This window comes from Nonomuraea turcica, from assembly GCF_030718205.1.
Classification (GTDB): Bacteria; Actinomycetota; Actinomycetes; order Streptosporangiales; family Streptosporangiaceae; genus Nonomuraea.
In genome coordinates this window covers 23,920-44,474 of record NZ_JAUZQF010000037.1, presented here as the reverse complement: position 1 = coordinate 44,474, position 20,555 = coordinate 23,920, and the positions used below count along the sequence as shown (strand labels likewise).

The window sequence follows — 20,555 nt, the reverse complement described above, 5'->3', positions numbered from 1 at the left end:
CGTCCCAGATTACTCAAAACAGTCCACGCTCCCACGGGCCCCAGATCGCGATGGATCTGCCCTGTTTGGCCTGGACGTTGACGTACAGCGTGTGGCCGCCCGGCCCGAACGTGGAGCCCGCGAACTCGGCGCCTGGGTCGTCAGTGATCGGCTCCAGACGGCAGAAGTCGAAGATCTGCCCCGACCTGGTGAGTCCGCGCAGGTAGTTGTCGCCCTCGCCGTCCTCGCACAACACCAGCGTGCCGCGTCTGCTGACCGTCACGTTGTCGGGCAGGTCGAGCGCCGAGGAGCGTGGCGACTCGTAGACGAGCTTGAGCCGGCCGCTCCACGTCTCGTACCCCCACACCTGCCCCCGGCCCTTGCCGAACCCCGACGGCGGCGGGTCGGCGGGATCGGTGTCGCCGCCCTGCGTGGAGACGAAGTAGACCGTCCCCTGGTGGAAGACCGCGCCCTCCAGCCGGGAGAAGATCGCCGCCCCCTGGGCCCGGCCCTGGCGGCCGACGGCCTGCACGACCTCGTCGTTGGACGGCTTGCCGCGGAAGTCGGGGTCGGGGTCATCGATGTCCACCCACACGGTCGTGTACGCGGCTCCAGGCTCCTGCCCAAGCGACAGGTCCTTGCGCTTGGCGCCCTTGACGGCGAGCATCTGCAGCCGGCCGCCGTCGAGCAGCTTCCCGGCCAGGACCGGGTGCTTCGGCGGCAGATACCGGTAGAACCCGGAGGGAAAGCCGAAGTTGTCCTCGGTCAGGTAAATCGCGCCCGTCGACGGGTCGAAGGCCGCCGACTCGTGCGGGAAGCGCCCCGCCGACCTGATCGGCCTGGCCGTGGCCGCGCGGCCGACCGGGACCTCGAAGATGTAGCCGTGCTTCTCGGTCAGCCTGGCGTTGTCGCCGCCGGAGAAGTCGTCGGCCACGTCGGGGCCGTTGACCGTCTCCTCGCAGCTCACCCAGGCGCGCCACGCCATGGGACCGCCCGAGCAGTTCATCATCGTGCCGTTCAGCGACGGCCCACTCTTGATCACCTCGCCGTAGCGAGTGACTCGCAGGGTCGAGGTGCCGCCCCCGGCCATCGGGTCGTAGGCCCTGTCCTTGTCGCCGAACGCGCCGACGGGCCCGTTGACCTCATGGTTGCGGATCAGGATCGTGCTGCCGCCGGGACCGGAGAAGGCCGCCATGCCGTCGTGCCGGCCCGGCACGGTCGACCCGTCGCTGAACTTCTCGCCCGCGGCGCTGAACGAGCGGTATTTGAACCCCTCGGGCAGGTGCAGCCGCACCTTGCCGTCCCGCAGGTCGCGTACGGGGCGCAGCGGCCCGTAAGCGCCGGGCACCGCCTTGGCCCCACCCTGCGCTCCTGCGCACGCGACGCCGGCGAAGGGACCGGCGATGCCGGCCACCACATGGGAGAGGAAGCGTCGACGATCCACAACCTGAGACGGTATCCCTTTCCCCGAACTGAATCTCGGTAATCCCACGTCTTTATCCACAGCTTGTGGACACACCCCGCCCGACGGCCGGTTTGCCGACGATCGCTACGCTGCCTAGGTGAATAACGGCTACGTGGAACTGAGCAGGGAGCGGTGGAGCGAGCTCCGCAAGAACACGCCCTTGACTCTCACCGCAGGAGAGCTGGAAGAGCTGCGCGGCGTCGACGACCCCATCGATCTCAACGAAGTCACCGACATCTATCTCCCGCTGACCCGGCTGCTCAACCTGCACTTCACCGGATCCAAGCAACGCAGCAGCGTGCTGAGCGCGTTCCTCGGACATCCCGAGCAGCGTGTCCCCTACATCCTGGGCTTGGCGGGCAGCGTCGCGGTGGGCAAGTCGACGACGGCGCGGCTGCTGCACACGCTGCTGGCCCGGTGGCCCGAGCACCCGCACGTGGAGCTGATCACGACCGACAGCTTCCTCTACCCGAACGCGGTGCTGGAGGCCAAGGGGATCATGCATCGCAAGGGCTTCCCGGAGAGCTACGACCGGCGGGCGCTGGTCAGGTTCGTGGCGGAGGTGAAGGCCGGCGCGGCGGAGATCCACGCCCCTGTGTACAGCCACCTCGAGTACGACATCGTCCCCGGCACCACCCAGATCGTGAAAAGTCCCGACATCCTGATCATCGAGGGCCTCAACGTCCTCCAGCCCGCCCCACCCACCTCCCTCGCCGTCAACGACTACTTCGACTTCTCCATCTATGTCGACGCCAAGGTCGAGGACATCCGCACCTGGTACGTCGAACGTTTCCACAAGCTCCGCCGGACGGCCTTCGAGGACCCGAAGTCGTACTTCCGGCACATCGCGGATATGTCCTACGACGAGGCCACCGCCTTCGCGGTCAACGTCTGGCGCGACATCAACGAGCGCAACCTGGTCGAGAACATCGCCCCCACGAGGGGCCGCGCCGACCTCGTGCTGCAGAAGGGCGCCGACCACTCGGTCCGGCGGGTGCGGCTTCGCCGAACCTGAGCGCCTCGGATACGCGCATCAAAACGATGTCAACGTTCGATGGACAACAATGGGCGAGTGCTACATCTGCGACTGATCAGCCCGACCGCGCGCACCGATGAGGTGACGGCGGTGTTGGAGGACTGCCCCGGCGTCACCAACATCGTCGTCCTGCCCGGCGCCGCCCGCGAGCCGAAGGGCGACGTGGTCTTCTGCGACGCGGCCAGGGAGTCGGCGAACGAGGTGATCGGCCGGCTCAAGTGGCTGGAGAACGAGGGCTCCATCGCCATCGAGCGGGTCGATCTGTCGCTGTCGAAGGCCGCGGAGGAGGCCGTCGAGGAGGCGCCGGGCGAGCCCGACGACGCGGTGATCTGGGAGGAGCTGGCGCAACGCGTCTCCGCCGACTCCCGCGTCACGTGGGCGTACCTGGCCTTCCTCGCCGTCGCCACGCAGATCGCCGGCATCGGCATCCTGCAGAACTCGCCCATTCTGATCGTCGGCGCGATGGTGCTCGGGCCGGAGTTCGGCGCGGTCGCGGCCATCTGCTTCGGCCTGCTGCAACGCCAGTGGAGCCTGATCACGACCTCGCTCAAGACGCTGGCCGTGGGGTTCGCGTTGGCCATCGCGATCACCTTCGCCTGCGCGCTCGTGTCCACGTGGTTCGGCTGGATCGGCGACACCAACCTCGTCACGAACGCGGAGGTGCAGTTCATCGTCAAGCCCGACAAATGGTCGTTCATCGTGGCGCTGCTGGCCGGCGCGGCCGGTGTGCTGTCGATCACGGCAGGCAAGTCGTCGGCCCTGGTCGGCGTCTTCATCTCGGTCACCACGGTGCCCGCGGCCGGCTATGTGGCCGTCGCCCTGGCGCTGGGCCACTGGCTGGAGGTCGGACCCTCGGCCGGGCAACTCGCGGTCAACATCGCCGGAATGATCCTTTCGGGCACGGCGACGCTCGCGATCCAGCGCAGATTCTGGCCTCAAGTAGGACGACGTTCATCCCTATGACCGAGGCCACGGCCCTGACCGCCCAGGTAGGGTCCGGCACATGCACATCCTCGCCACCGAGGGGCTGACCAAAAGGTTCCCCACCGTCACCGCGGTCGACCAGCTTTCGGTCACCGTGGGACCCGGAGTCACCGGTCTGGTAGGGGCCAACGGCGCCGGCAAGTCGACGCTGATCAAAATCCTGCTCGGCCTGCTGCCGCCCACCGGCGGCGCGGCGCGCGTGCTCGATCTGGACGTCACCGCCCAGGGCGCCGAGATCCGCAGGCTCGTCGGCTACATGCCGGAGCACGAATGCCTGCCGCCCGACGTCTCCGCCACCGAGTTAGTCGTCCACCTCGCACAGATGTCCGGGCTGCCGCGTACGGCCGCCCGCGAGCGCGCCGCCGACGTGCTGCGCCACGTCGGCCTGGCCGAAGAGCGCTACCGGCCCATCGGCGGTTACTCCACGGGCATGAAGCAGCGGGTCAAGCTGGCCCAGGCCCTCGTCCACGACCCCAAGCTGATCTTCCTCGACGAGCCGACCAACGGGCTCGACCCGCGCGGCCGCGACGAGATGCTCATGCTGATCAGGCGCATCGGCACCGAGTTCGGCATCAGCGTCCTGGTCACCTCGCACCTGCTGGGCGAGCTCGAGCGCATCTGCGACCACGTGATCGTCATCGACGCCGGGCGGCTGCTGCGCTCCTCGGCCATCGGCGAGTTCACGCAGGCCACGCAGACCGTCACGGTGGAGGTCGACGAGGGCACGGATCCGCTCGCGGCCCGCCTGACCGAGGCCGGGCAGACGGTCTCGCAGCAGGGCCGCATGCTGGTGGTCAAGGTCGACGGGCCCGAGACGTACGACGCGATCAGGGACGCCGCCGCCGACCTCGACCTCTGCCTGATCCGCCTGGAGCAGGGGCGTCACCGCATCGAGGACGTCTTCAGGGAGGAGGTCGCGGGTGTCTGAGATCTACGACATCGGCTACCGCCACTACGACGGCCCCCGGCTCGGGCGCGGCTACTCGACCAGGGCGCTGGCCCTGCACAGCCTGCGTGGCGTCTTCGGGCTCGGCCGGCCGGCCCGCAGCAAGATCATACCGTTCGCACTGTTCGTCATCATGTTGCTGCCCGCTGTGGTGACCATCGCCACGATGGCCCTGGCCCAGCAGCGCATCATCCAGTACAGCGGCTTCGCGGTCCTCATGCAGGCCGTGGTGGCGATCTTCCTGGCCTCGCAAGCCCCCGCCGTCGTCGCGCCCGACCTGCGGTTCCGCGTGCTGCCGCTCTACCTGTCGCGCCCCGTCTCGATCACCGAGTACGTCGGCGCCAAGGTCGTCGCGATGACCGTGGCGCTGTTCCTGCTGGTCGCGGTGCCGCTCACGCTGATCTACGTGGGCGAGGTCGTCGTGGACATGCCGGGGCCGCCGGCCACCGGTGAATACGTCGGTTCCATCGTCATGGCCCTGGTGCTGGCGCTGTTGCTGTCGGCGTTCGGGCTGGCGCTGGCCTCGTTCACCCCGCGGCGCGGACTCGGCGTGGCCTCGGTGATCGTCGTCTACCTGCTGTCGTCGGCGTCGGTCCCGATGGTCTACGGCGCGCTGTACTCCTCGGGCAACGAGTCGGGTGCCGCCTGGGCATGGTTGCTGAACCCGTTCTGGCTGGTGGACTCCGTGCAGTCCTGGCTGTTCAATACGCCGCCGCATTCCATCGAAGGCAGCGGCTACCCCAACGGCCCCGCCTCGGCGGTGATCCTGGTGGTGCTGATCGGCATCGGTCTGGCCGCGCTCGCGCTGCGTTACAGGAAGGCGGCCGCACAATGAAGATCGAGCTCTCGCAGGTGTCCCGCTGGTACGGCAACGTGGTGGCGGTCAACGACGTGACGATGACGATCGGCCCCGGCGTCACCGGCCTGCTTGGGCCCAACGGCGCGGGCAAGTCGACGCTCCTGCACATGATGGCCGGCTTCTTGTCCCCGTCAGGCGGCACGGTGACGCTCGACGGCACCACAGTCTGGAAGAACCACCACATCTACCGAAATATCGGCCTGGTCCCGGAACGGGAGGGCGTGTATGGGTTCCTGACCGGCTGGCAGTTCGTGCTGTCGGCCGCGCGCCTCCACGGGCTCCCCGACCCGGTCGAGGCCGCCCGCAAAGCCCTGGCCACGGTGGAGATGGAGGAGCCGAAGGACCGCCGCGTGGAGACGTACTCGAAGGGCATGCGCCAGCGCGTCAAGGTGGCCGCGGCGCTCGTCCATGACCCGCCGGTGCTCCTGCTCGACGAGCCGTTCAACGGCATGGACCCGCGCCAGCGCCTCCACCTGATGGACCTGATCCGCGCCATGGGCACGGCCGGCAAGACCATCCTGTTCAGCTCCCACATCCTGGAGGAGGTGGAGCGGGTCGCCCAGCACATCGAGGTGCTGGTGGCGGGGCGGCACGCGGCGTCGGGCAACTTCCGCGAGATCAGGCGGCTGATGACGGATCGGCCCCACCTGTTCATGATCCGTTCGAGCGACGACAGGAAACTCGCCGCCGCACTCATCCGCGACCACTCGGCCGGAGGCATCACGCTCCGCCCCGACGGCCTGGAGGTCCAGGCCACCGAGTTCCGCCGCTTCGCCCGGCTCCTGCCCAAGCTCGCCCAGGCGGAAGGCGTACGCCTGCACCAGGTCTCCCCGGCGGACGAGGACCTGGAGAGCGTCTTCTCCTACCTGATCAACCGGAGCACCTGATGAATACAGTGGTCGCGGGCATCACTTACCGCGCTCTGCTGGGCCGTCGCAGGATCATCCTGCTCCTGCTGCTGCCCCTGGCTCTGGTCGGCCTGGCCGTGTTGTTCCGCCTCCTCGGCGAGGGCGACCAGGACACAGCCGTGGTGCTCATGAAATTCTCCATCGGCACCGTGCTGCCACTGCTCGGCGTGATCGCGGGCACCGGGGTCATCGCCCCGGAGATCGACGACGGCACGATCATCCACCTGATGTCCAAGCCGATCTCCCGCCCACTGATCATCCAGACGAAGTTCCTGGTGGCGGCCTCGGTGCTGGCCTTGTTCGGCGCCGTGCCGACATACTTCGCGGCCTGGCTGCTCATCGGCACCGAGGACGGTATCGCCGCTGGCTTCGCACTGGGCGCCCTGGTGGCCGGCATCGCCTACGCCGCCGTCTTCCTGCTGCTGGGCGTCGTCACCCGGCACGCGGTCACGATCGGCGTCATCTACGCCCTGGTGTGGGAGACCGTGGTGGGCGGCTTCATCACGGGGGCGCGGAAGTTCTCGATCCAGCAATGGGGCACGACGATCGCCGACCAGATCTCGGCCACGCCGTTCCTCAAGGCAGACGTCACGCTGAGCTTCGCCGTCCCAGCCCTGATCATCCTGACCATCGGCGGCGTCTTCTGGGCAGGCCAGCGCCTGCGGGCCTTCTCACTCACGGGCGACGAATAAAAAAGATCGGGTACGGCACGTCAAACGTGCCGTACCCGATCAGGAAGCGCAGGCCTTGCGGACCACGTCCGCGAGGTGGCTCGCCACCTGGGTGGCGTGCTCCTCCGACGCGGCCTCGACCATGACACGGATCATGGGCTCGGTGCCGCTCGGCCGGATCAGGACCCGGCCCGTCTCGCCCAGCTCCGCCTCGGCCAGAGCAACCGCTTCGGCGAGCTCGGGCACGGAGGCCTTGTCCTTGTCCACGTCCTTGACGTTGATCAGGATCTGCGGCAGCGGCGTCATCACCGAGGCCAGCTCCTTCAGCGGCACGCCTGACTTGGCCACCACGCCCAGCAGGTGGAGCGAGGTGAGCAGGCCGTCGCCGGTGGTGGCGTGGTCCAGCATAATGACGTGGCCCGACTGCTCGCCGCCCAGGTTGTAGCCGTCGGACTTCATGCGTTCGAGCACGTAGCGGTCGCCCACCGCGGTCTCCACCACGGTGATGCCCGCCTCGCGCATCGCCAGCTTGAAGCCCAGGTTGGACATGACGGTCGCGACCACGGTGTCCTTGGCCAGTAACCCTTCGCCGTGCATGGCGGCCGCGAGGACGGCCATGATGTGGTCGCCGTCGATGATCGCGCCCGTGTGGTCGACCGCCAGGCAGCGGTCGGCGTCGCCGTCGTAGGCCACGCCCAGGTCCGCCCCGCGCGAGATGACCACCTGCTGGAGCTTGTCCAGGTGGGTGGAGCCGTGGCTGGCGTTGATGTTGAGGCCGTCCGGCCGGGCGCCGATGGCCTCGACCCTGGCGCCCGCGCGGACCAGCGCCTCGGGAGCCACCATGTGAGCGGCCCCGTGAGCGCAGTCGACCACGACGTTGAGGCCGTCGAGTGCGGCGCTCATCGTGGTCAGCACGTGCGAGATGTAGCGGTCGGCCTCGCCGTACGCGTCCCGCACCCGGCCCACGCCGGAGCCGATCGGGAAGCTCCACTCCTCGCCGAGCCTGCGCTCGATCTCGTCCTCGACCGCGTCGGACAGCTTGAAGCCGCCACGGGCCAGGAACTTGATGCCGTTGTCCGGCGCCGGGTTGTGCGACGCCGACAACATGACGCCGAGGTCGGCGCCAAGCGCGGCCGTGAGGTGGGCGACGGCCGGGGTGGGCAGCACGCCGAGGCGCAGCACATCCACTCCGGACGCCGCAAGGCCGGCGACCACGGCGGCCTCGAGAAACTCTCCCGAGGCACGCGGGTCCCGGCCTACGACCGCCACCGGACGGCGTCCGGTGGCGGCGAACGCGCCTGCATCGCCGAGGACGTGGGCCGCTGCCACGGACAGGTCCATGGCGAGCTCGGCCGTGAGGTCGCGGCCAGCGACCCCGCGTACCCCGTCGGTGCCGAAAAGGCGCGCCAACGTTAGCGCTTGCTGTACTGCGGAGCCTTACGGGCCTTCTTGAGGCCGTACTTCTTCCGCTCCGTGGCGCGGGCGTCACGGGTGAGGAAGCCGGCCTTCTTCAGCGGCGGGCGGTTGACTTCGACGTCCAGGATCGACAGGGCCCGGGACAGGCCCATGCGCAGCGCGCCGGCCTGTCCGGTCACGCCACCGCCGTCGATGCGCGCGATGACGTCGAACGCCTCCTCGGCGCCGAGCACCACGAAGGGCTCGTTGACGATCTGCTGGTGGACCTTGTTCGGGAAGTAAGCGTCCAGCGAACGACCGTTGATCGTCCACTTGCCGGTGCCGGGGACGATGCGCACGCGGGCGATCGCCTCCTTGCGGCGGCCGGTGCCGTACGAGTTGCCCGTCGTGACGGGCTTACGCACGGGCGCCTCGGCGCTGGCGGCGGACTCAGTGGTGTACTCGGACGGGAAGTCCTCGCTGGAGATGTCCTCCAGCTCGGCCTCGACGGCCGTCTCGACACCGGTGGGCTCAGCCACGGTTCTCCTCTAACTCTTTCGAACTACTACTGGGCGATCTGGGTGATCTGGAACGGCACCGGCTGCTGGGCCTGGTGCGGGTGCTCGGAACCCGCGTAGACCTTCAGCTTCTTGATCATCTTCCGGCCGAGGGAGTTCTTGGGCAACATGCCCTTGACGGCCTTCTCGACGGCCTTGTCCGGCCGCTTCTCCATGAGCTCGCCGTACGAGACGGAACGCAGACCGCCCGGGTAGCCCGAGTGGCGGTAGGCCTTCTTCTGCTCAAGCTTGTTGCCACTCAGCACGATCTTGTCCGCGTTGATGACGATGACGAAGTCACCGGTGTCGACGTGGTTGGCAAAGATCGGCTTGTGCTTGCCGCGGAGCAGGGTCGCGACGTGGCTGGCCAGCCGGCCCAGCACGACATCGGTCGCGTCGATGACGTACCACTGACGCTGGACGTCGGCGGGCTTCGGTGAGTACGTGCGCACGGTCGTAGCCTTCTTTATGCTCGCGTCTTCGGCGCTGTCGGATGCGACAGCTACATTGGTCGGTCGGTGCGGGCACACGGCAGCCCGGACCTTCCGTCTCCTCGCTACGGGAGATGACGCCGGACGCGCCGCGCATTGGTCGCGCTGGACCTATGCACACAACGAACGATTAGGCTACCCGCCCACAGGCGTGCTGGTCAAAAGACCGGTAACCTCGCACGAGTCTACCCGACCGCAGAACGGTTCGATTTCGTTTCCCTGGGACCCCTTCTTTCCCAGGACCCGACATCTCTATCGTTGTCAGCGGTATGCGGCAGAACTCTCACACCCGGCCAACCCAGCGGGGCGCTCGGCGCCGGAGTCATCTGGGTGTGTTGACCTGCCTCATGGCGGCGGTCCTGTTCACCGGCGTGCTGATCGGCCGGCTGACCGACGACTCCGAGCCGAACCCGCACATCTACCTCAACGGGACCGCCCCGCCCGCCGCCGCCACGGCCAACCCCGCGCCGACGACGGCGAAGAAGGCGCTGCAGCAGCTGGAGAGCGTGCCACGAGAGGTCACGACCACGAAGGTCCCGCGTGGCGCGGGCACGCCGAAGCCCACCGGCAGGACGTCCGACGGCCAGATCCCCGGCTACGACTCCCAGGACGACCCCACCCAGACGTTCACCGGTGAGCAGCCGTCCGTCGCGGTGATCCCCGGCATGGCGTCCAAGGTCGTGTCCCTCACCAACAGGGCCAGGTCCCAGCACGGCTGCGGGCCGCTCAGGGTCGACCAAGGGCTCATGCGCTCGGCGCGTACGCACTCGCTGGAGATGGCCAGGATGGGGCAGCTCACGCACAACTCCCCCGACGGCGCCTCCCCGTGGGACCGCATGGAGCGCGCCGGATACCGCTACGGCGCCGCCGAGAACATCGGCGCCGGATACAGCAGCCCCAACGAGGCGGTGCAAGGGTGGCTCGCCAGCCCCGACCACCGCAAGAACCTCCTGAACTGCCGGTTGAAGGCCATCGGCGTCGGCGTCGCCTCCGGCCCGAACGGCCCATGGTGGACTCAGGACTTCGGAACCCAATGACGCTCATCACGGTAATGTCGCCGCATGGCTTTTCCCGAGGAACGTGAAAACGGCACGGGCAGCGCCCCCTACGGGATGGGCAACCCACCGCCGTGGTCCGGCATGGGAGGCGCCCCGCAGGCCGACGGCATGAGAGGCGCCCCGCCGGCGAACGGAGCGGGCGGCGCCCCGCAGGGTGGCGGCTTCGGAGGCCCTCCGCAGGGTGGCGGCTTCGGAGGCGCCCCGCGGGGTGGCGGCTTCGGAGGCGCCCCGCAGGGTGGCGGCTTCGGAGGCGCCCCGCAGGCTCCCGGCACGGGAGGCGCTCCACAGGAGCCGGCCGCACCTCTGGAGGAGACGGCCCCCACCTCGCGCCGCTCCCGCTCCCGTTCCCGCAAGGAAGGGCCGGCCCCCCGCAAGGAAGGGCCCGCCGACGAGGCCGAGAAGGCGCCACAGAGCAGGATCGGCTGGAGTCCGTACGACGAGGGCCCGCGATCGCGCGCGCCGCTCTGGTTCGCGATCGGCGGCGTGCTGGTGCTCGGGCTGCTCGGCGGGGGCATCGCGGTGATGTGGAACGCCGGCGGCCCCAGCACCGCCGAGACCGCCACCGCCCGCCGGACGTCAGCGCCACTGCCGTCGGTTCCGCCCGGCAAGTACGGCTTCGCGGAGTCCCGTACCACGGACCCCGAGGCGATCACGGTCAAGGAGATCTTCGGTTCGAAGAAGAAGCTCACGGTCTCCGGCCGGGGCTACGAGATGACGATCACCAGCAAGGACAAGAAGTGCACTGACGGCGCCCTGGGCGACAAGCTGCAGAAGGCGCTCAAGGTCGGCAAGTGCAACCAGCTCGTCCGGGCCAGCTTCCGCGACAAGGACGGCAAGGTGATCGGCACGGTCGGCGTGGCCAACCTCACGACCAGCAAGACCGCGGGCAAGGTCGCCAAGAGCGGCGACGAGACGAACTACGTGAAACCGCTGTCGGGTAAGGACAGTGTCACCAAGTTCCTCGGCTCGGGCAGCGGCGGCGCCAAGATCTGGACGCACGGCCACTACGCGATCATGGTCTGGTTCCAGAACAAGGACGGCACGAAGCCCGACAAGAAGGGCTCCAAGCGGCTTTTCCAGGCCATCGATGACGTCACCCAGGCCACCGTATTCAAGGCCTTGGACAACCGTACGCTGACCGGCAGCCCGCTGACGTAACCCGGCTTTGCAGGCCTTAAGCACCCAAACGGGATGCCCGATGCTTCTGGGAACCCTCATACCGACATAACGATCTCGCTACTCTCGCTAGGCTCGCCCTATGCGTGGTCAGGAACCCGGGTCCGAGCACGATCACAGGGAGGCCGCCGGCTCGGCCAGACCTGCGACGCCACCGCCGAGCTTCGGCCAGACCAACGGGGGAGACGCTCCACCGGCGTTCGCGCCTTTCGAGGAGGCGGACGACGACGAGACGCTGTCCGTCGTCCCCCTGATCAAGGGACCTGCGCCCGAGCTGCCCGGGCCGATACGTGAGGACGCGCAGCCGTGGGAGGTGCCCGGCGACGACGCCGCGCCCTACGACTGGTTCGCCGACCACACCGACACCGATCCCCGCCCCGGTCACCCGCCGACGGCCGACCCACCCACCGCCCCCTGGGCCGCGAAGGCGCCGGCCTGGCCGATCGAGCCGGTGGTGCCGGGCGCGCCGCCGTGGGAGCCGCCGCCCGCGTTCACCGCCGCGGCCGCCGGCATGCCGGTGTGGCCGGGCCCCGTCTCGGACCCGCACGCCTTGCCGCCGTGGCCGGCCGCCACGGGCGAGCTGGTGGCCGAGCCGGACGCCGACGAGCCGGACACCCCTGCCGCCTTCGACCCCAACGCCACCGAGCCGGACGGCGTCACCCGACCGGCCCACTACTTCGACCCCGAGGCCGCACGACGGGAAGCCGCCCAGCAGCGACCCGATCAGCCGGGCAGCGGACTCCCTGACGCCGCGGCGCCGGGCGGTGCGCAAGCATCCACCCCTCAGACAATCGCTCCTCAGACAACCGCGCCTCAGGCAACCGCCCCTCAGACGACCCCCCTCCAGGCGACCGCCCCGCAGGCACGCGTCACGGAGGGACAGACCACACCGAGGGAAGCTCACAGCACGCCACACGACGACGCACCGGAGACAGGCACGCCGGACCAGGGCGCACCGCAGGGGACCACCCAGCAGCGGACCACCGTCCCCCTCGCCGCGCCCATCGCCCCGGAGCGCGAGGACACCCGTCCCATCGCCCGCGAGGACACCACCCGACCGGCCTCCGACGGGACCGGGCTCCCAGGGCAGTTCTTCGACCCCAAGGCGGCCAAGCGGGACCAGCCCCACCCCGCCACCGCCCACGGGTTCGACCCCAACGCCCCGACCCCGGCAACGGCCCGCCCCGCCGAGCCCGGCGACGTACCGGTCTGGCCACCGCACTCTCCCGTCACCCAGAAACTCCCGGACCTGCCGTTCTCCCGGGAGGCCTGGGGCCAGAGGCCTTCGACCGCGCTCGACCTGCCCACGCAGCCCCAAGGCAGCAGCCCGGCCTTCCCGCCTGGAGCGTTCAAACAACCGCCGTTCCAGACCCCGCCCCCGCCGCCGGCCGCCCAAGGCACGAGCAAACGAGCCCTCCTGGTGACGCTGGGCGCGCTGGCCCTGGCCGGGGTGGCCACCGGCGGTTTCTTCGCCTGGCAGGCCGTCAGCAACCCCACCCCCACCACGGCCGCCGCCCCCGGCAGCGCCACTCCGTCCACGCCACCCGCCGAAGAGCCGGCGGTCACGCCCTCCGAGGCGCCCGGCGCGTCCGTGCTCAATTCCGAGCAGACCGATCCGCAGAAGTTGTCGCTGTCGGAGGCGTTCCCGAAGAAGAAGGTCAGCGCGGCGGGCACCACGTTCACCAGGGTCAAGGCCAGCGTGGAGACGACCTGCGACAAGGCCGCCAGTGGCGCCTTCGCCGAGGCGCTGAAGGAACAGAAGTGCAGCCGCGTCCTACGCGCCACATACGTCGACAACAAGCGCCGCTACGCCGTCACCACGGGTATCGCCGTGCTCCCGACCAAGGACGCGGCCACGGCCGTCGACCAGGAGAAGGACCTCGGCAAGAACGTCTGGTTCCGGCCCCTGCCCGGAGCGGACGGGTCGGGCGGGGAGCGGGTGCACATCGCCGGCGGCTACGCGGCCGGCCTGGTGTGGGGCCGCTACATCGTCTTCAGCTACGCCACCCATGCCGACGGCCACACCCCGGCGGCCAAGGAGAAGGCGCTGCCGAAGGTCAGCGGCGCGTTCCGCGACCAGCTCTCACTCGTCCTCGAGCGCCGCGCCGCCAAGGGGTGACAACATCCGTACCCGCCTCGTGGCCTCGGCCCGCGCGGCGAGCTCAGGCTCCGGCGGGTAGCCGACCTCTTCCAGGCACAGCCCGCGGGCGGGAGCCACGTGCACGCCAGAGTCCCGTACAGCGCGGGTCAGCACCTCCCCGGGCCACTCCACCGGCCGCCGCCCGTCACCGACCGCCAGCAGGGAGCCGACCAGCGCCCGCACCATCGAGTGGCAGAACGCGTCGGCCACGACGGTGGCCACCAGGACGCCGTCCGGCTCCCGTACCCACTCCAGCCGCTGGAGCTCCCTGATCGTGGTGGCCCCTTCGCGCTTCTTGCAGAAGGCCGCGAAGTCGTGCTCACCGATCAGCCGCGCCGCCGCTGCATTGAGCGCGGCCAGGTCCAGGGGCCGGTTGTGCCAGACCACCTCGTGCCGGCGCAGCGGGTCGACGCCGCCGACGGCGTCGCTCACCCGGTACGCGTACCGGCGGAAGCTGGCCGAGAATCGGGCGTCAAAGCCCTCAGGAGCCACTGAGACCCGATAAATACGTACATCAGGTGTCATGACCCCACCCAGCCGTCGCACGAGCGCAGAGAGCCGCTCATCCACGCGCAGCGGCCCTCGGTTCCCGTCCAGTTCGGCCAGCGACCCGTCGGGCACGTCCACGTGGGCGACCTGGCCGCGGGCATGCACTCCGGCATCGGTGCGCCCGGCCACGGTCAACATGGCAGGCTCGCCGAGGCGCAGGATCCGGCCGAGCGCCTGCTCGATCTCACCCTGGACCGTGCGCCGCCCGGGTTGCCTGGCCCACCCGGAGAAGTCGGTCCCGTCGTAGGCGAGGTCGAGGCGGAGCCGTACCACGATGATCCTCCTTAACCGAAAAGGGCCCGAACCCCCGTGGGGGTCCGGGCCCGAATTTCTTCAGCCCGAGATCAGGCCTCGTCCTTCTTCGCCTCGGCCTCGGCGGCCGGAGTCTCCTCGGCGGCGGCCTCAGGAGCCTCCGCGGCCTCCTCAGCCTTGGGCGCCTCGGTCTCCTCCGCAACCGGCGCGGGCGCCGCGGCGGCGGCCGGAGCCTCGGTGCGGCGAGTGGTGACGGCGTTCAGCGGCTCGGTCACCAGCTCGATGACCGCCATCGGGGCGTTGTCGCCCTTACGCGGGCCGACCTTGGTGATGCGGGTGTAGCCACCGGGACGCTCGGCGAACGTCGTCGCGAGCTCGGTGAAGAGGTGGTGCACGACGCCCTTGTCCTTGACGACGGTCAGGACCTGGCGACGGTTGTGGATGTCGCCCTTCTTCGCCTTGGTGATCAGGCGCTCCGCCAGCGGACGCAGGCGCTTGGCCTTCGTGACCGTCGTACGGATCTTGCCGTAGCGGAACAGATCGGTGGCCAGGTTGGCCAGGATCAGCCGCTCGTGCGCCGGGCTGCCGCCAAGACGTGCACCCTTGGTGGGCTTGGGCATTTCATCTCTCCTTGTGGATTAACCCGCCCCGGCCGTATCAGGTACCGGAGTCGGGCCGGCGCCGCGAACGCGCGACACCGTTACTTTCACCCGCACACCCCCACGCCCCGAAAGCTTCCTCGGAGACCGAGGAGCGGCGACCTCTCGCCGCTCCTCTCCTCCCCGAAGGACCTCAGCCCTCCGAAAGGCGCGGAGACGATACCGCGCGGGATGTGTCTAGTACTGCTCAGTCTCGACGTACGCGCTGTCGTCGTCGTCATAGCCGCCCCCGGCCACCGCGCTCGGGTCGAACCCGGGCGGGGAGTCCTTGAGCGCCAGCGACATCTCGTGCAGCTTCTGCTTGACCTCTTCGATCGACTTCGCGCCGAAGTTGCGGATGTCGAGCAGGTCCTGCTCGCTGCGCGCGACGAGCTCACCCACGGTGTGGATGCCCTCGCGCTTGAGGCAGTTGTAGGACCGGACGGTGAGGTTGAGCTCCTCGATCGGCAGCGCGAGGTCGGCCGCCAGGGCGGCGTCGGTCGGCGACGGGCCGATGTCGATGCCCTCGGCCTCGACGTTGAGCTCGCGGGCCAGGCCGAAGAGCTCGACGAGGGTCTTACCGGCGGAGGCCACCGCGTCGCGGGGCTTCATGGCCGGCTTGGTCTCGACGTCGAGGATGAGGCGGTCGAAGTCGGTACGCTGCTCGACTCGGGTCGCCTCGACCTTGTAGGTGACCTTGAGCACCGGGGAGTAGATCGAGTCGATCGGAATCCGGCCGATCTCCTGACCCGGCTGCTTGTTCTGAGCGGCGGAGACGTAGCCGCGACCGCGCTCGACGGTCAGCTCCATCTCCAGCTTCGCCTTGCCGTTGAGCGTGGCGATGCGCAGCTCGGGGTTGTGCACCTCCACACCGGCCGGCGGCGCGATGTCGGCGGCGGTGACCTCACCCGGGCCCTGCTTGCGCAGGTACATCACGACCGGCTCGTCGTGCTCGGAGGAGACGACCAGCTCCTTGAGGTTGAGGATGATGTCGGTGACGTCTTCCTTGACCCCGGGAACGGTCGAGAACTCGTGCAGCACGCCCTCGATGCGGATGCTCGTCACGGCCGCGCCCGGAATGGACGACAGCAGCGTGCGACGCAGCGAGTTGCCGATGGTGTAACCGAAGCCCGGCTCCAGCGGTTCGATGACGAATCGGGACCGGGTGTCGTCGATCGACTCTTCGAGAAGAGTCGGGCGCTGAGCGATCAGCATGTGCGGGTCTCCCCTTTTTTCGTGTGGCGCCCGCTATATGACGCCACTCCGATATAAAGCGTAGTCGAGGTGCGGAAATCCGCACCTCGACCAAGGCTCACTTCGAGTAGTACTCGACGATGAGCTGCTCTTGCACCTGGGTGTCGATCTGCTGGCGAACCGGCAGCTGGTGAACCAGGACGCGGAGCTTGTCCGGCACGACGCCGAGCCACGCGGGAACGGTGCGCTCGCCCGCAGTCGCCCGAGCGACCTCGTAGGGCAGCAGGTTGCGCTTGTTCTCGCGGACCTCGATGATGTCGTGCTCGCGAACGCGGTAGGACGGGATGTCCACCTTCTTGCCGTTCACCAGGATGTGGCCGTGGCGCACCTGCTGGCGAGCGGCGTCACGCGACTGCGCGAACCCGGCGCGGTAGACGACGTTGTCGAGACGGGTCTCCAGGATCTGGAGCAGCACCTCACCCGACTTGCCGCTCTTGCCCGCGGCCTCCTCGTAGTAGTTGCGGAACTGCTTCTCGAGGACGCCGTAGATGCGGCGGGTCTTCTGCTTCTCACGAAGCTGAAGCTGGTACTCGGACTCCTTGGGACGTCCGCGACCGTGCTCACCCGGCGGGTAAGGACGGATCTCGATGGGGCACTTGGCGGACTCGCACTTGCTGCCCTTGAGGAAGAGCTTGGTCTTCTCTCGACGGCAGAGCTTGCAGTCCGCGCCCGTGTAACGAGCCATTTCTCTCTATCTCCTGGGATTCAGACGCGGCGGCGCTTCGGCGGACGGCAGCCGTTGTGCGGAACCGGGGTGACGTCCTGGATCGAGCCCACTTCGAGGCCGGTGGCCTGCAGCGAGCGGATCGCGGTCTCACGACCGGAGCCGGGACCCTTGACGAAGACGTCGACCTTGCGCATGCCGTGCTCCATGGCGCGGCGAGCGGCGTTTTCCGCGGCCATCTGCGCGGCGAACGGGGTGGACTTCCGAGAGCCCTTGAAACCCACGTGTCCGGCGCTGGCCCAGGAGATCACGTTCCCAAGCGGGTCAGTGATCGAAACGATCGTGTTGTTGAACGTGCTCTTGATGTGGGCGTGCCCGTGAGCGACGTTCTTCTTTTCCTTGCGGCGCACCTTCTTCGGTGCGCCCTGACGGCTCTTAGGAGGCATTGTTTGCCATTACTCCTGAGGTCTTCGATCCCGCGGCTGCGAGGACTACTTCTTACCGGGCTTCTTCTTGCCGGCGACGGTCTTCTTCTTGCCCTTACGGGTGCGCGCGTTGGTCTGCGTGCGCTGACCGTGCACGGGCAGGCCCTTGCGGTGCCGGATGCCCTGGTAGCAACCGATTTCGATCTTGCGACGAATGTCGGCCTGGACCTCGCGGCGCAGGTCACCCTCGATCTTGAAGTTCGCCTCGATGTAGTCACGCATCGGGACGAGCTCGGTGTCGGAGAGCTGGTGCACGCGGAGGTCGCCGCTGACACCGGTGGCCTGGAGGATCTCCTGGGCGCGGGTGCGGCCGATTCCGTAAATGTAGGTGAGAGCGATCTCCAGCCGCTTCTCGCGGGGGAGGTCGACGCCAACCAGGCGAGCCATGGTCGGGCATTCTCCTTCGTTGTGGCGGAGGTCTTGCGCCTCACTACCCCTCCCCATGCCCGGGGTGAGGGCCCCGGCCTCCGACCGGGGGTCTCCTGAGCGGTTCGGAACCCCGCCTGCTCAGGTGTGAAACGCTATTTCTCGTTGCAGGCTCCTCATGCGTCGAGCCCGCTCCCTCGCGGGGCGGACTCGGAGAAGCCTTGCGGCGACTAGCCCTGGCGCTGCTTGTGGCGCAGGTTGTCGCAGATCACCATGACGCGACCGTGCCGGCGGATCACCTTGCACTTGTCGCAGATCTTCTTGACGCTCGGCTTTACCTTCATTGTCCTTCGTGTTCCTCAGACGTCTTACTTGTATCGGTAGACGATCCGCCCACGACTCAGGTCGTAGGGGCTCAGTTCAACGACTACCCGGTCGTCAGGAAGGATCCGGATGTAGTGCATCCGCATCCGTCCGCTGATGTGGGCCAGGACCTTATGGCCGTTGTCGAGCTGCACCCGGAACATGGCGTTCGGGAGCGACTCAACCACAGTGCCCTCGATCTCGATGGCGCCGTCTTTCTTGGCCAAAATTCCTCGCGTTTCACTGATCGGTCGTCTGAGGCTCCGGTTCACTACGCAGCCGCGACCTTCACGCTTCGAAGAGAGCGACGGTCAGCAAAGACCGCCGACGCGTGATAGTCATAGTGAGCCGACTAAGGAGTGTACGACACCTGACTCCAAAACGCGAAACGCGTGCCAGGTGTCCTGACACAACCACGTAATAGTGTACCCCAGGATCATCGGGCCCAAGGCGCACAGCGGAAAGCCCGCCGAGGGAGAGAACTCGGCGGGCCTTCCAGGGGATAGGGCTCACAGGGCAGTGCGGTGCCTCGCGACCATGGGCGGACTAGTAGATGCGGTGCGGGGAGCCGCAGTAGGAGAACTTGCCGCCCCAGCAGGTGTAGGTGTAGAGCTTCTTGATCCCGTGCTTGGACCAGGTCTCGCTGTACGACCCGTCCCACTGGCGGTAGAACTTGTGCCAGCTACCGCCGGAGTAGTACGTGAACCACACGTAGCCGTGCTTCGAGGTGAACTCCTTGCCGTACCACTTCGTGTAGACCTTGCCGTTCTGCTTCCAGGTCTTGCCGTAGGTGTAGGCCTTGTGGTTGCTGGAGTAGTACTTGCCCCAGTTGCCCATCGACGTCGCCGTCGAGGCGGCGGTCTGGGTCGCGGTGGCCGCCTGGGCGGCGGGGGCGGCGACGGCGAGGCCGGCGACGGCGATCGAACCGGCGAGGGCGGCAGCTGCGAGGACCTTGCGCATGTGATTTCCTCCGTGAGTCGTGTTCCCGACACCGCTCACGTTAGGAAGTCGCGCTTATCCGTTCTGCGCACGAATCCACACAGTGCACTAATGCACAAAGTCCTACTTTTTCTTCGGCTGATTGCTGCCGAAAATGGTGCTCACCAGCAAAATCACGCCCCACGGCCCCATCACCCACAACGGCCACGGATAGACCCCGCCATCCGACGACAGGCTGACGATCAGCCAGATGACCCAGTTGATCCCGCTGGCCATGGCCCAGGCGCCCCACGCCGCCTTCATGCCCGAATGCATGCCGTCTTTGCTCTCGATGGCCTTGGCCGTCTTGGCGGGCCGGTTGCGCAGGTCCACGTCGGGCAGGTCGGCCGTCAGCTTGGCGAGCTCACCGTAGGTCTTGCTCTTGTAGAGGTCTTCGAGCCGCTCGTTGAACTCCTCCATCGTGATGCGACCCTGCGCGGTGTGCTCGCGAAGGATGGCTGCCACCCGGTCGCGGTCGGAGTCGGATGCTCGCATTTCGGGGCTGTTCGCCATCCCGCCCACTCCCGGCTAGGTCTGCAATTGAGTGAGGCGCTCCTTGCCCCCGTCCAGGGCGGTTAGCACCCAAGGACCATTATGTGTCACGGCAACGCTGTGTTCGAAGTGTGCGGAGGCCTTGCCGTCGATCGTTACCACGGTCCAGTCGTCGGCCAGCACGCGCGTGCGCTCCGTGCCCAGGTTGACCATCGGCTCGATGGCCAGGCACATGCCCTCCTCCAGCACCGGGCCCCGCCCCGGCCGGCCGTGGTTGGCGATCCAGGGGTCCATGTGCATCTCGGTGCCGATGCCGTGGCCGCCGTACTCCTGAGGGATGCCGAACCGGCCTTGCGACCTGACGTACCGCTCGATCTCGTGGCCGATGTCGGACAGGTGGCGGCCGGGCCGCAGCGCCGCGATGCCGCGCCACATGGACTCTTCCGTGACCCGCATCAGCTCCGTGAGCTTGGGATCCACTTCGCCGACCGCGACCGTGACCGCCGAGTCGCCATGCCAGCCGTCGAGGATGGCGCCGCAGTCGATCGAGATGATGTCGCCCTCCTGCAGGTGGCGGGCGTTCGTCGGGATGCCGTGCACCACCTCGTCGTTCACCGACGCGCAGATCGTCGCCGGAAAGCCCTGGTAACCCTTGAACGACGGGATCGCGCCCTCGCCCCTGATCGCCTTCTCGGCGATGGAGTCCAGGTCCAGCGGCGTCATGCCGGGTTCGACCGAGCGCTTCAGCAGGTCGAGCGTGCGCCCGACCACCAGCCCCGCCGCCCGCATCTTCTCGAGCTGCTGCGGTGACTTGATCTGGATTCCGTGGCGGTTCCTCTTGAACATGTT

At 68.3% G+C, this 20,555-nt stretch carries 24 protein-coding genes; 9 read left to right on the top strand and 15 right to left on the bottom strand.

All coding sequences use genetic code 11. The features are described 5' to 3' along the window. Window positions 1-13: 13 nt before the first annotated feature. A complete protein-coding gene (locus tag Q9G87_RS53705) occupies window positions 14-1,423 on the bottom strand; it encodes an alkaline phosphatase PhoX (RefSeq protein WP_305924432.1) in 1,410 nt (469 codons plus the stop codon). Between the two features lie 133 nt (window positions 1,424-1,556). Between Q9G87_RS53705 and coaA the strand changes: the two genes are divergently transcribed. The 6 genes from coaA to Q9G87_RS53675 are packed head-to-tail and all read left to right on the top strand — an operon-like array spanning window position 1,557 to window position 6,869. Then, a complete protein-coding gene (gene coaA, locus Q9G87_RS53700; protein WP_305924477.1) occupies window positions 1,557-2,459 on the top strand; it encodes a type I pantothenate kinase in 903 nt (300 codons plus the stop codon). Window positions 2,460-2,516: 57 nt separating this feature from the next. Beyond that, window positions 2,517-3,443, top strand: a complete 927-nt coding sequence (locus Q9G87_RS53695) for a DUF389 domain-containing protein (RefSeq protein WP_305924431.1) — start codon at window positions 2,517-2,519, stop codon at window positions 3,441-3,443. Window positions 3,444-3,483: 40 nt separating this feature from the next. Continuing rightward, entirely contained in the window at window positions 3,484-4,392 is a 909-nt protein-coding gene (locus tag Q9G87_RS53690) for an ABC transporter ATP-binding protein (protein ID WP_305924430.1), read from the top strand. Continuing rightward, on the top strand, window positions 4,385-5,245 hold the full coding sequence (locus Q9G87_RS53685) for an ABC transporter permease (RefSeq protein ID WP_305924429.1): 861 nt from the start codon (window positions 4,385-4,387) through the stop codon (window positions 5,243-5,245). The genes Q9G87_RS53690 and Q9G87_RS53685 overlap by 8 nt, the downstream gene beginning before the upstream one ends. Next, window positions 5,242-6,156 carry an ABC transporter ATP-binding protein gene (locus Q9G87_RS53680; RefSeq protein ID WP_305924428.1) on the top strand — a complete coding sequence of 305 codons (915 nt, stop codon included), beginning with the start codon at window positions 5,242-5,244 and terminating at the stop codon, window positions 6,154-6,156. Before Q9G87_RS53685 ends, Q9G87_RS53680 begins: the two co-directional genes overlap by 4 nt. Continuing rightward, window positions 6,156-6,869: an ABC transporter permease subunit gene (locus Q9G87_RS53675; protein WP_305924427.1), complete on the top strand. Its 714-nt coding sequence runs from the start codon at window positions 6,156-6,158 to the stop codon at window positions 6,867-6,869. The genes Q9G87_RS53680 and Q9G87_RS53675 overlap by 1 nt, the downstream gene beginning before the upstream one ends. Window positions 6,870-6,908: 39 nt before the next feature. On the opposite strand, the gene glmM is transcribed toward Q9G87_RS53675, so the two are convergent. Genes glmM through rplM form a run of 3 tightly spaced genes read right to left on the bottom strand, consistent with a single transcriptional unit; the run spans window position 6,909 to window position 9,252 of the window. Beyond that, entirely contained in the window at window positions 6,909-8,258 is a 1,350-nt protein-coding gene (glmM, locus tag Q9G87_RS53670) for a phosphoglucosamine mutase (RefSeq protein WP_305924426.1), read from the bottom strand. A 2-nt stretch (window positions 8,259-8,260) separates the two neighbouring features. Continuing rightward, the gene (rpsI, locus tag Q9G87_RS53665) at window positions 8,261-8,782 is read right to left on the bottom strand and encodes a 30S ribosomal protein S9 (protein WP_305924425.1); all 522 of its coding nucleotides are present in this window, start codon (window positions 8,780-8,782) and stop codon (window positions 8,261-8,263) included. 26 nt (window positions 8,783-8,808) lie between these two features. Next, window positions 8,809-9,252, bottom strand: a complete 444-nt coding sequence (gene rplM / locus Q9G87_RS53660) for a 50S ribosomal protein L13 (RefSeq protein ID WP_305924424.1) — start codon at window positions 9,250-9,252, stop codon at window positions 8,809-8,811. A 386-nt stretch (window positions 9,253-9,638) separates the two neighbouring features. Between rplM and Q9G87_RS53655 the strand changes: the two genes are divergently transcribed. The 3 genes from Q9G87_RS53655 to Q9G87_RS53645 all read left to right on the top strand — a co-directional run bounded on the left by Q9G87_RS53655 (window position 9,639) and on the right by Q9G87_RS53645 (window position 13,644). Continuing rightward, window positions 9,639-10,328: a CAP domain-containing protein gene (locus tag Q9G87_RS53655; RefSeq protein ID WP_305924423.1), complete on the top strand. Its 690-nt coding sequence runs from the start codon at window positions 9,639-9,641 to the stop codon at window positions 10,326-10,328. A gap of 24 nt (window positions 10,329-10,352) precedes the next feature. Further along, window positions 10,353-11,507 carry a hypothetical protein gene (locus Q9G87_RS53650; RefSeq protein WP_305924422.1) on the top strand — a complete coding sequence of 385 codons (1,155 nt, stop codon included), beginning with the start codon at window positions 10,353-10,355 and terminating at the stop codon, window positions 11,505-11,507. Between the two features lie 100 nt (window positions 11,508-11,607). Next, complete coding sequence (locus tag Q9G87_RS53645) at window positions 11,608-13,644, top strand: hypothetical protein (RefSeq protein ID WP_305924421.1); 2,037 nt, start codon at window positions 11,608-11,610, stop codon at window positions 13,642-13,644. Here Q9G87_RS53645 and truA read toward each other — a convergent pair. The 11 genes from truA to map form a co-directional block, all read right to left on the bottom strand. After that, a complete protein-coding gene (gene truA, locus Q9G87_RS53640) occupies window positions 13,609-14,487 on the bottom strand; it encodes a tRNA pseudouridine(38-40) synthase TruA (RefSeq protein ID WP_305924420.1) in 879 nt (292 codons plus the stop codon). The genes Q9G87_RS53645 and truA overlap by 36 nt on opposite strands. Window positions 14,488-14,558: 71 nt before the next feature. Then, window positions 14,559-15,086, bottom strand: a complete 528-nt coding sequence (gene rplQ / locus Q9G87_RS53635) for a 50S ribosomal protein L17 (protein WP_305924419.1) — start codon at window positions 15,084-15,086, stop codon at window positions 14,559-14,561. Between the two features lie 216 nt (window positions 15,087-15,302). Next, on the bottom strand, window positions 15,303-16,319 hold the full coding sequence (locus Q9G87_RS53630) for a DNA-directed RNA polymerase subunit alpha (protein ID WP_103960866.1): 1,017 nt from the start codon (window positions 16,317-16,319) through the stop codon (window positions 15,303-15,305). 97 nt (window positions 16,320-16,416) lie between these two features. Beyond that, the gene (gene rpsD, locus Q9G87_RS53625; RefSeq protein WP_127939604.1) at window positions 16,417-17,043 is read right to left on the bottom strand and encodes a 30S ribosomal protein S4; all 627 of its coding nucleotides are present in this window, start codon (window positions 17,041-17,043) and stop codon (window positions 16,417-16,419) included. A gap of 20 nt (window positions 17,044-17,063) precedes the next feature. Then, a complete protein-coding gene (gene rpsK, locus Q9G87_RS53620) occupies window positions 17,064-17,468 on the bottom strand; it encodes a 30S ribosomal protein S11 (RefSeq protein WP_132337049.1) in 405 nt (134 codons plus the stop codon). A 45-nt stretch (window positions 17,469-17,513) separates the two neighbouring features. Continuing rightward, window positions 17,514-17,894, bottom strand: coding sequence for a 30S ribosomal protein S13 (gene rpsM / locus Q9G87_RS53615; protein ID WP_125644650.1), 381 nt, complete (start codon window positions 17,892-17,894; stop codon window positions 17,514-17,516). A 209-nt stretch (window positions 17,895-18,103) separates the two neighbouring features. Next, the gene (gene rpmJ, locus Q9G87_RS53610; protein ID WP_003956441.1) at window positions 18,104-18,217 is read right to left on the bottom strand and encodes a 50S ribosomal protein L36; all 114 of its coding nucleotides are present in this window, start codon (window positions 18,215-18,217) and stop codon (window positions 18,104-18,106) included. Window positions 18,218-18,241: 24 nt separating this feature from the next. After that, on the bottom strand, window positions 18,242-18,463 hold the full coding sequence (gene infA / locus Q9G87_RS53605) for a translation initiation factor IF-1 (RefSeq protein ID WP_012887858.1): 222 nt from the start codon (window positions 18,461-18,463) through the stop codon (window positions 18,242-18,244). A 319-nt stretch (window positions 18,464-18,782) separates the two neighbouring features. Further along, on the bottom strand, window positions 18,783-19,196 hold the full coding sequence (locus tag Q9G87_RS53600; RefSeq protein ID WP_305924418.1) for a hypothetical protein: 414 nt from the start codon (window positions 19,194-19,196) through the stop codon (window positions 18,783-18,785). Between the two features lie 102 nt (window positions 19,197-19,298). Continuing rightward, window positions 19,299-19,727, bottom strand: coding sequence for a DUF1707 SHOCT-like domain-containing protein (locus Q9G87_RS53595; protein ID WP_305924417.1), 429 nt, complete (start codon window positions 19,725-19,727; stop codon window positions 19,299-19,301). Window positions 19,728-19,742: 15 nt separating this feature from the next. Beyond that, entirely contained in the window at window positions 19,743-20,552 is an 810-nt protein-coding gene (gene map, locus Q9G87_RS53590; RefSeq protein ID WP_305924416.1) for a type I methionyl aminopeptidase, read from the bottom strand. Window positions 20,553-20,555 lie beyond the last annotated feature (3 nt).

What these genes read in the sequence shown, in the direction of transcription:
- Q9G87_RS53690 (WP_305924430.1), top strand. Translation starts at nt 3,484, where the DNA reads ATGCACATCCTCGCCACCGAGGGGCTGACCAAAAGGTTCCCCACCGTC.
- Q9G87_RS53675 (WP_305924427.1), top strand. Translation starts at nt 6,156, where the DNA reads ATGAATACAGTGGTCGCGGGCATCACTTACCGCGCTCTGCTGGGCCGT.
- Q9G87_RS53680 (WP_305924428.1), top strand. Translation starts at nt 5,242, where the DNA reads ATGAAGATCGAGCTCTCGCAGGTGTCCCGCTGGTACGGCAACGTGGTG.
- Q9G87_RS53595 (WP_305924417.1), bottom strand. Translation starts at nt 19,727, where the DNA reads ATGGCGAACAGCCCCGAAATGCGAGCATCCGACTCCGACCGCGACCGG.
- rplQ (WP_305924419.1), bottom strand. Translation starts at nt 15,086, where the DNA reads ATGCCCAAGCCCACCAAGGGTGCACGTCTTGGCGGCAGCCCGGCGCAC.
- map (WP_305924416.1), bottom strand. Translation starts at nt 20,552, where the DNA reads ATGTTCAAGAGGAACCGCCACGGAATCCAGATCAAGTCACCGCAGCAG.
- Q9G87_RS53600 (WP_305924418.1), bottom strand. Translation starts at nt 19,196, where the DNA reads ATGCGCAAGGTCCTCGCAGCTGCCGCCCTCGCCGGTTCGATCGCCGTC.
- rpsM (WP_125644650.1), bottom strand. Translation starts at nt 17,894, where the DNA reads ATGGCTCGCCTGGTTGGCGTCGACCTCCCCCGCGAGAAGCGGCTGGAG.
- Q9G87_RS53650 (WP_305924422.1), top strand. Translation starts at nt 10,353, where the DNA reads ATGGCTTTTCCCGAGGAACGTGAAAACGGCACGGGCAGCGCCCCCTAC.
- rpsK (WP_132337049.1), bottom strand. Translation starts at nt 17,468, where the DNA reads ATGCCTCCTAAGAGCCGTCAGGGCGCACCGAAGAAGGTGCGCCGCAAG.
- Q9G87_RS53630 (WP_103960866.1), bottom strand. Translation starts at nt 16,319, where the DNA reads ATGCTGATCGCTCAGCGCCCGACTCTTCTCGAAGAGTCGATCGACGAC.
- rpsD (WP_127939604.1), bottom strand. Translation starts at nt 17,043, where the DNA reads ATGGCTCGTTACACGGGCGCGGACTGCAAGCTCTGCCGTCGAGAGAAG.
- rpmJ (WP_003956441.1), bottom strand. Translation starts at nt 18,217, where the DNA reads ATGAAGGTAAAGCCGAGCGTCAAGAAGATCTGCGACAAGTGCAAGGTG.
- Q9G87_RS53645 (WP_305924421.1), top strand. Translation starts at nt 11,608, where the DNA reads ATGCGTGGTCAGGAACCCGGGTCCGAGCACGATCACAGGGAGGCCGCC.
- Q9G87_RS53655 (WP_305924423.1), top strand. Translation starts at nt 9,639, where the DNA reads ATGGCGGCGGTCCTGTTCACCGGCGTGCTGATCGGCCGGCTGACCGAC.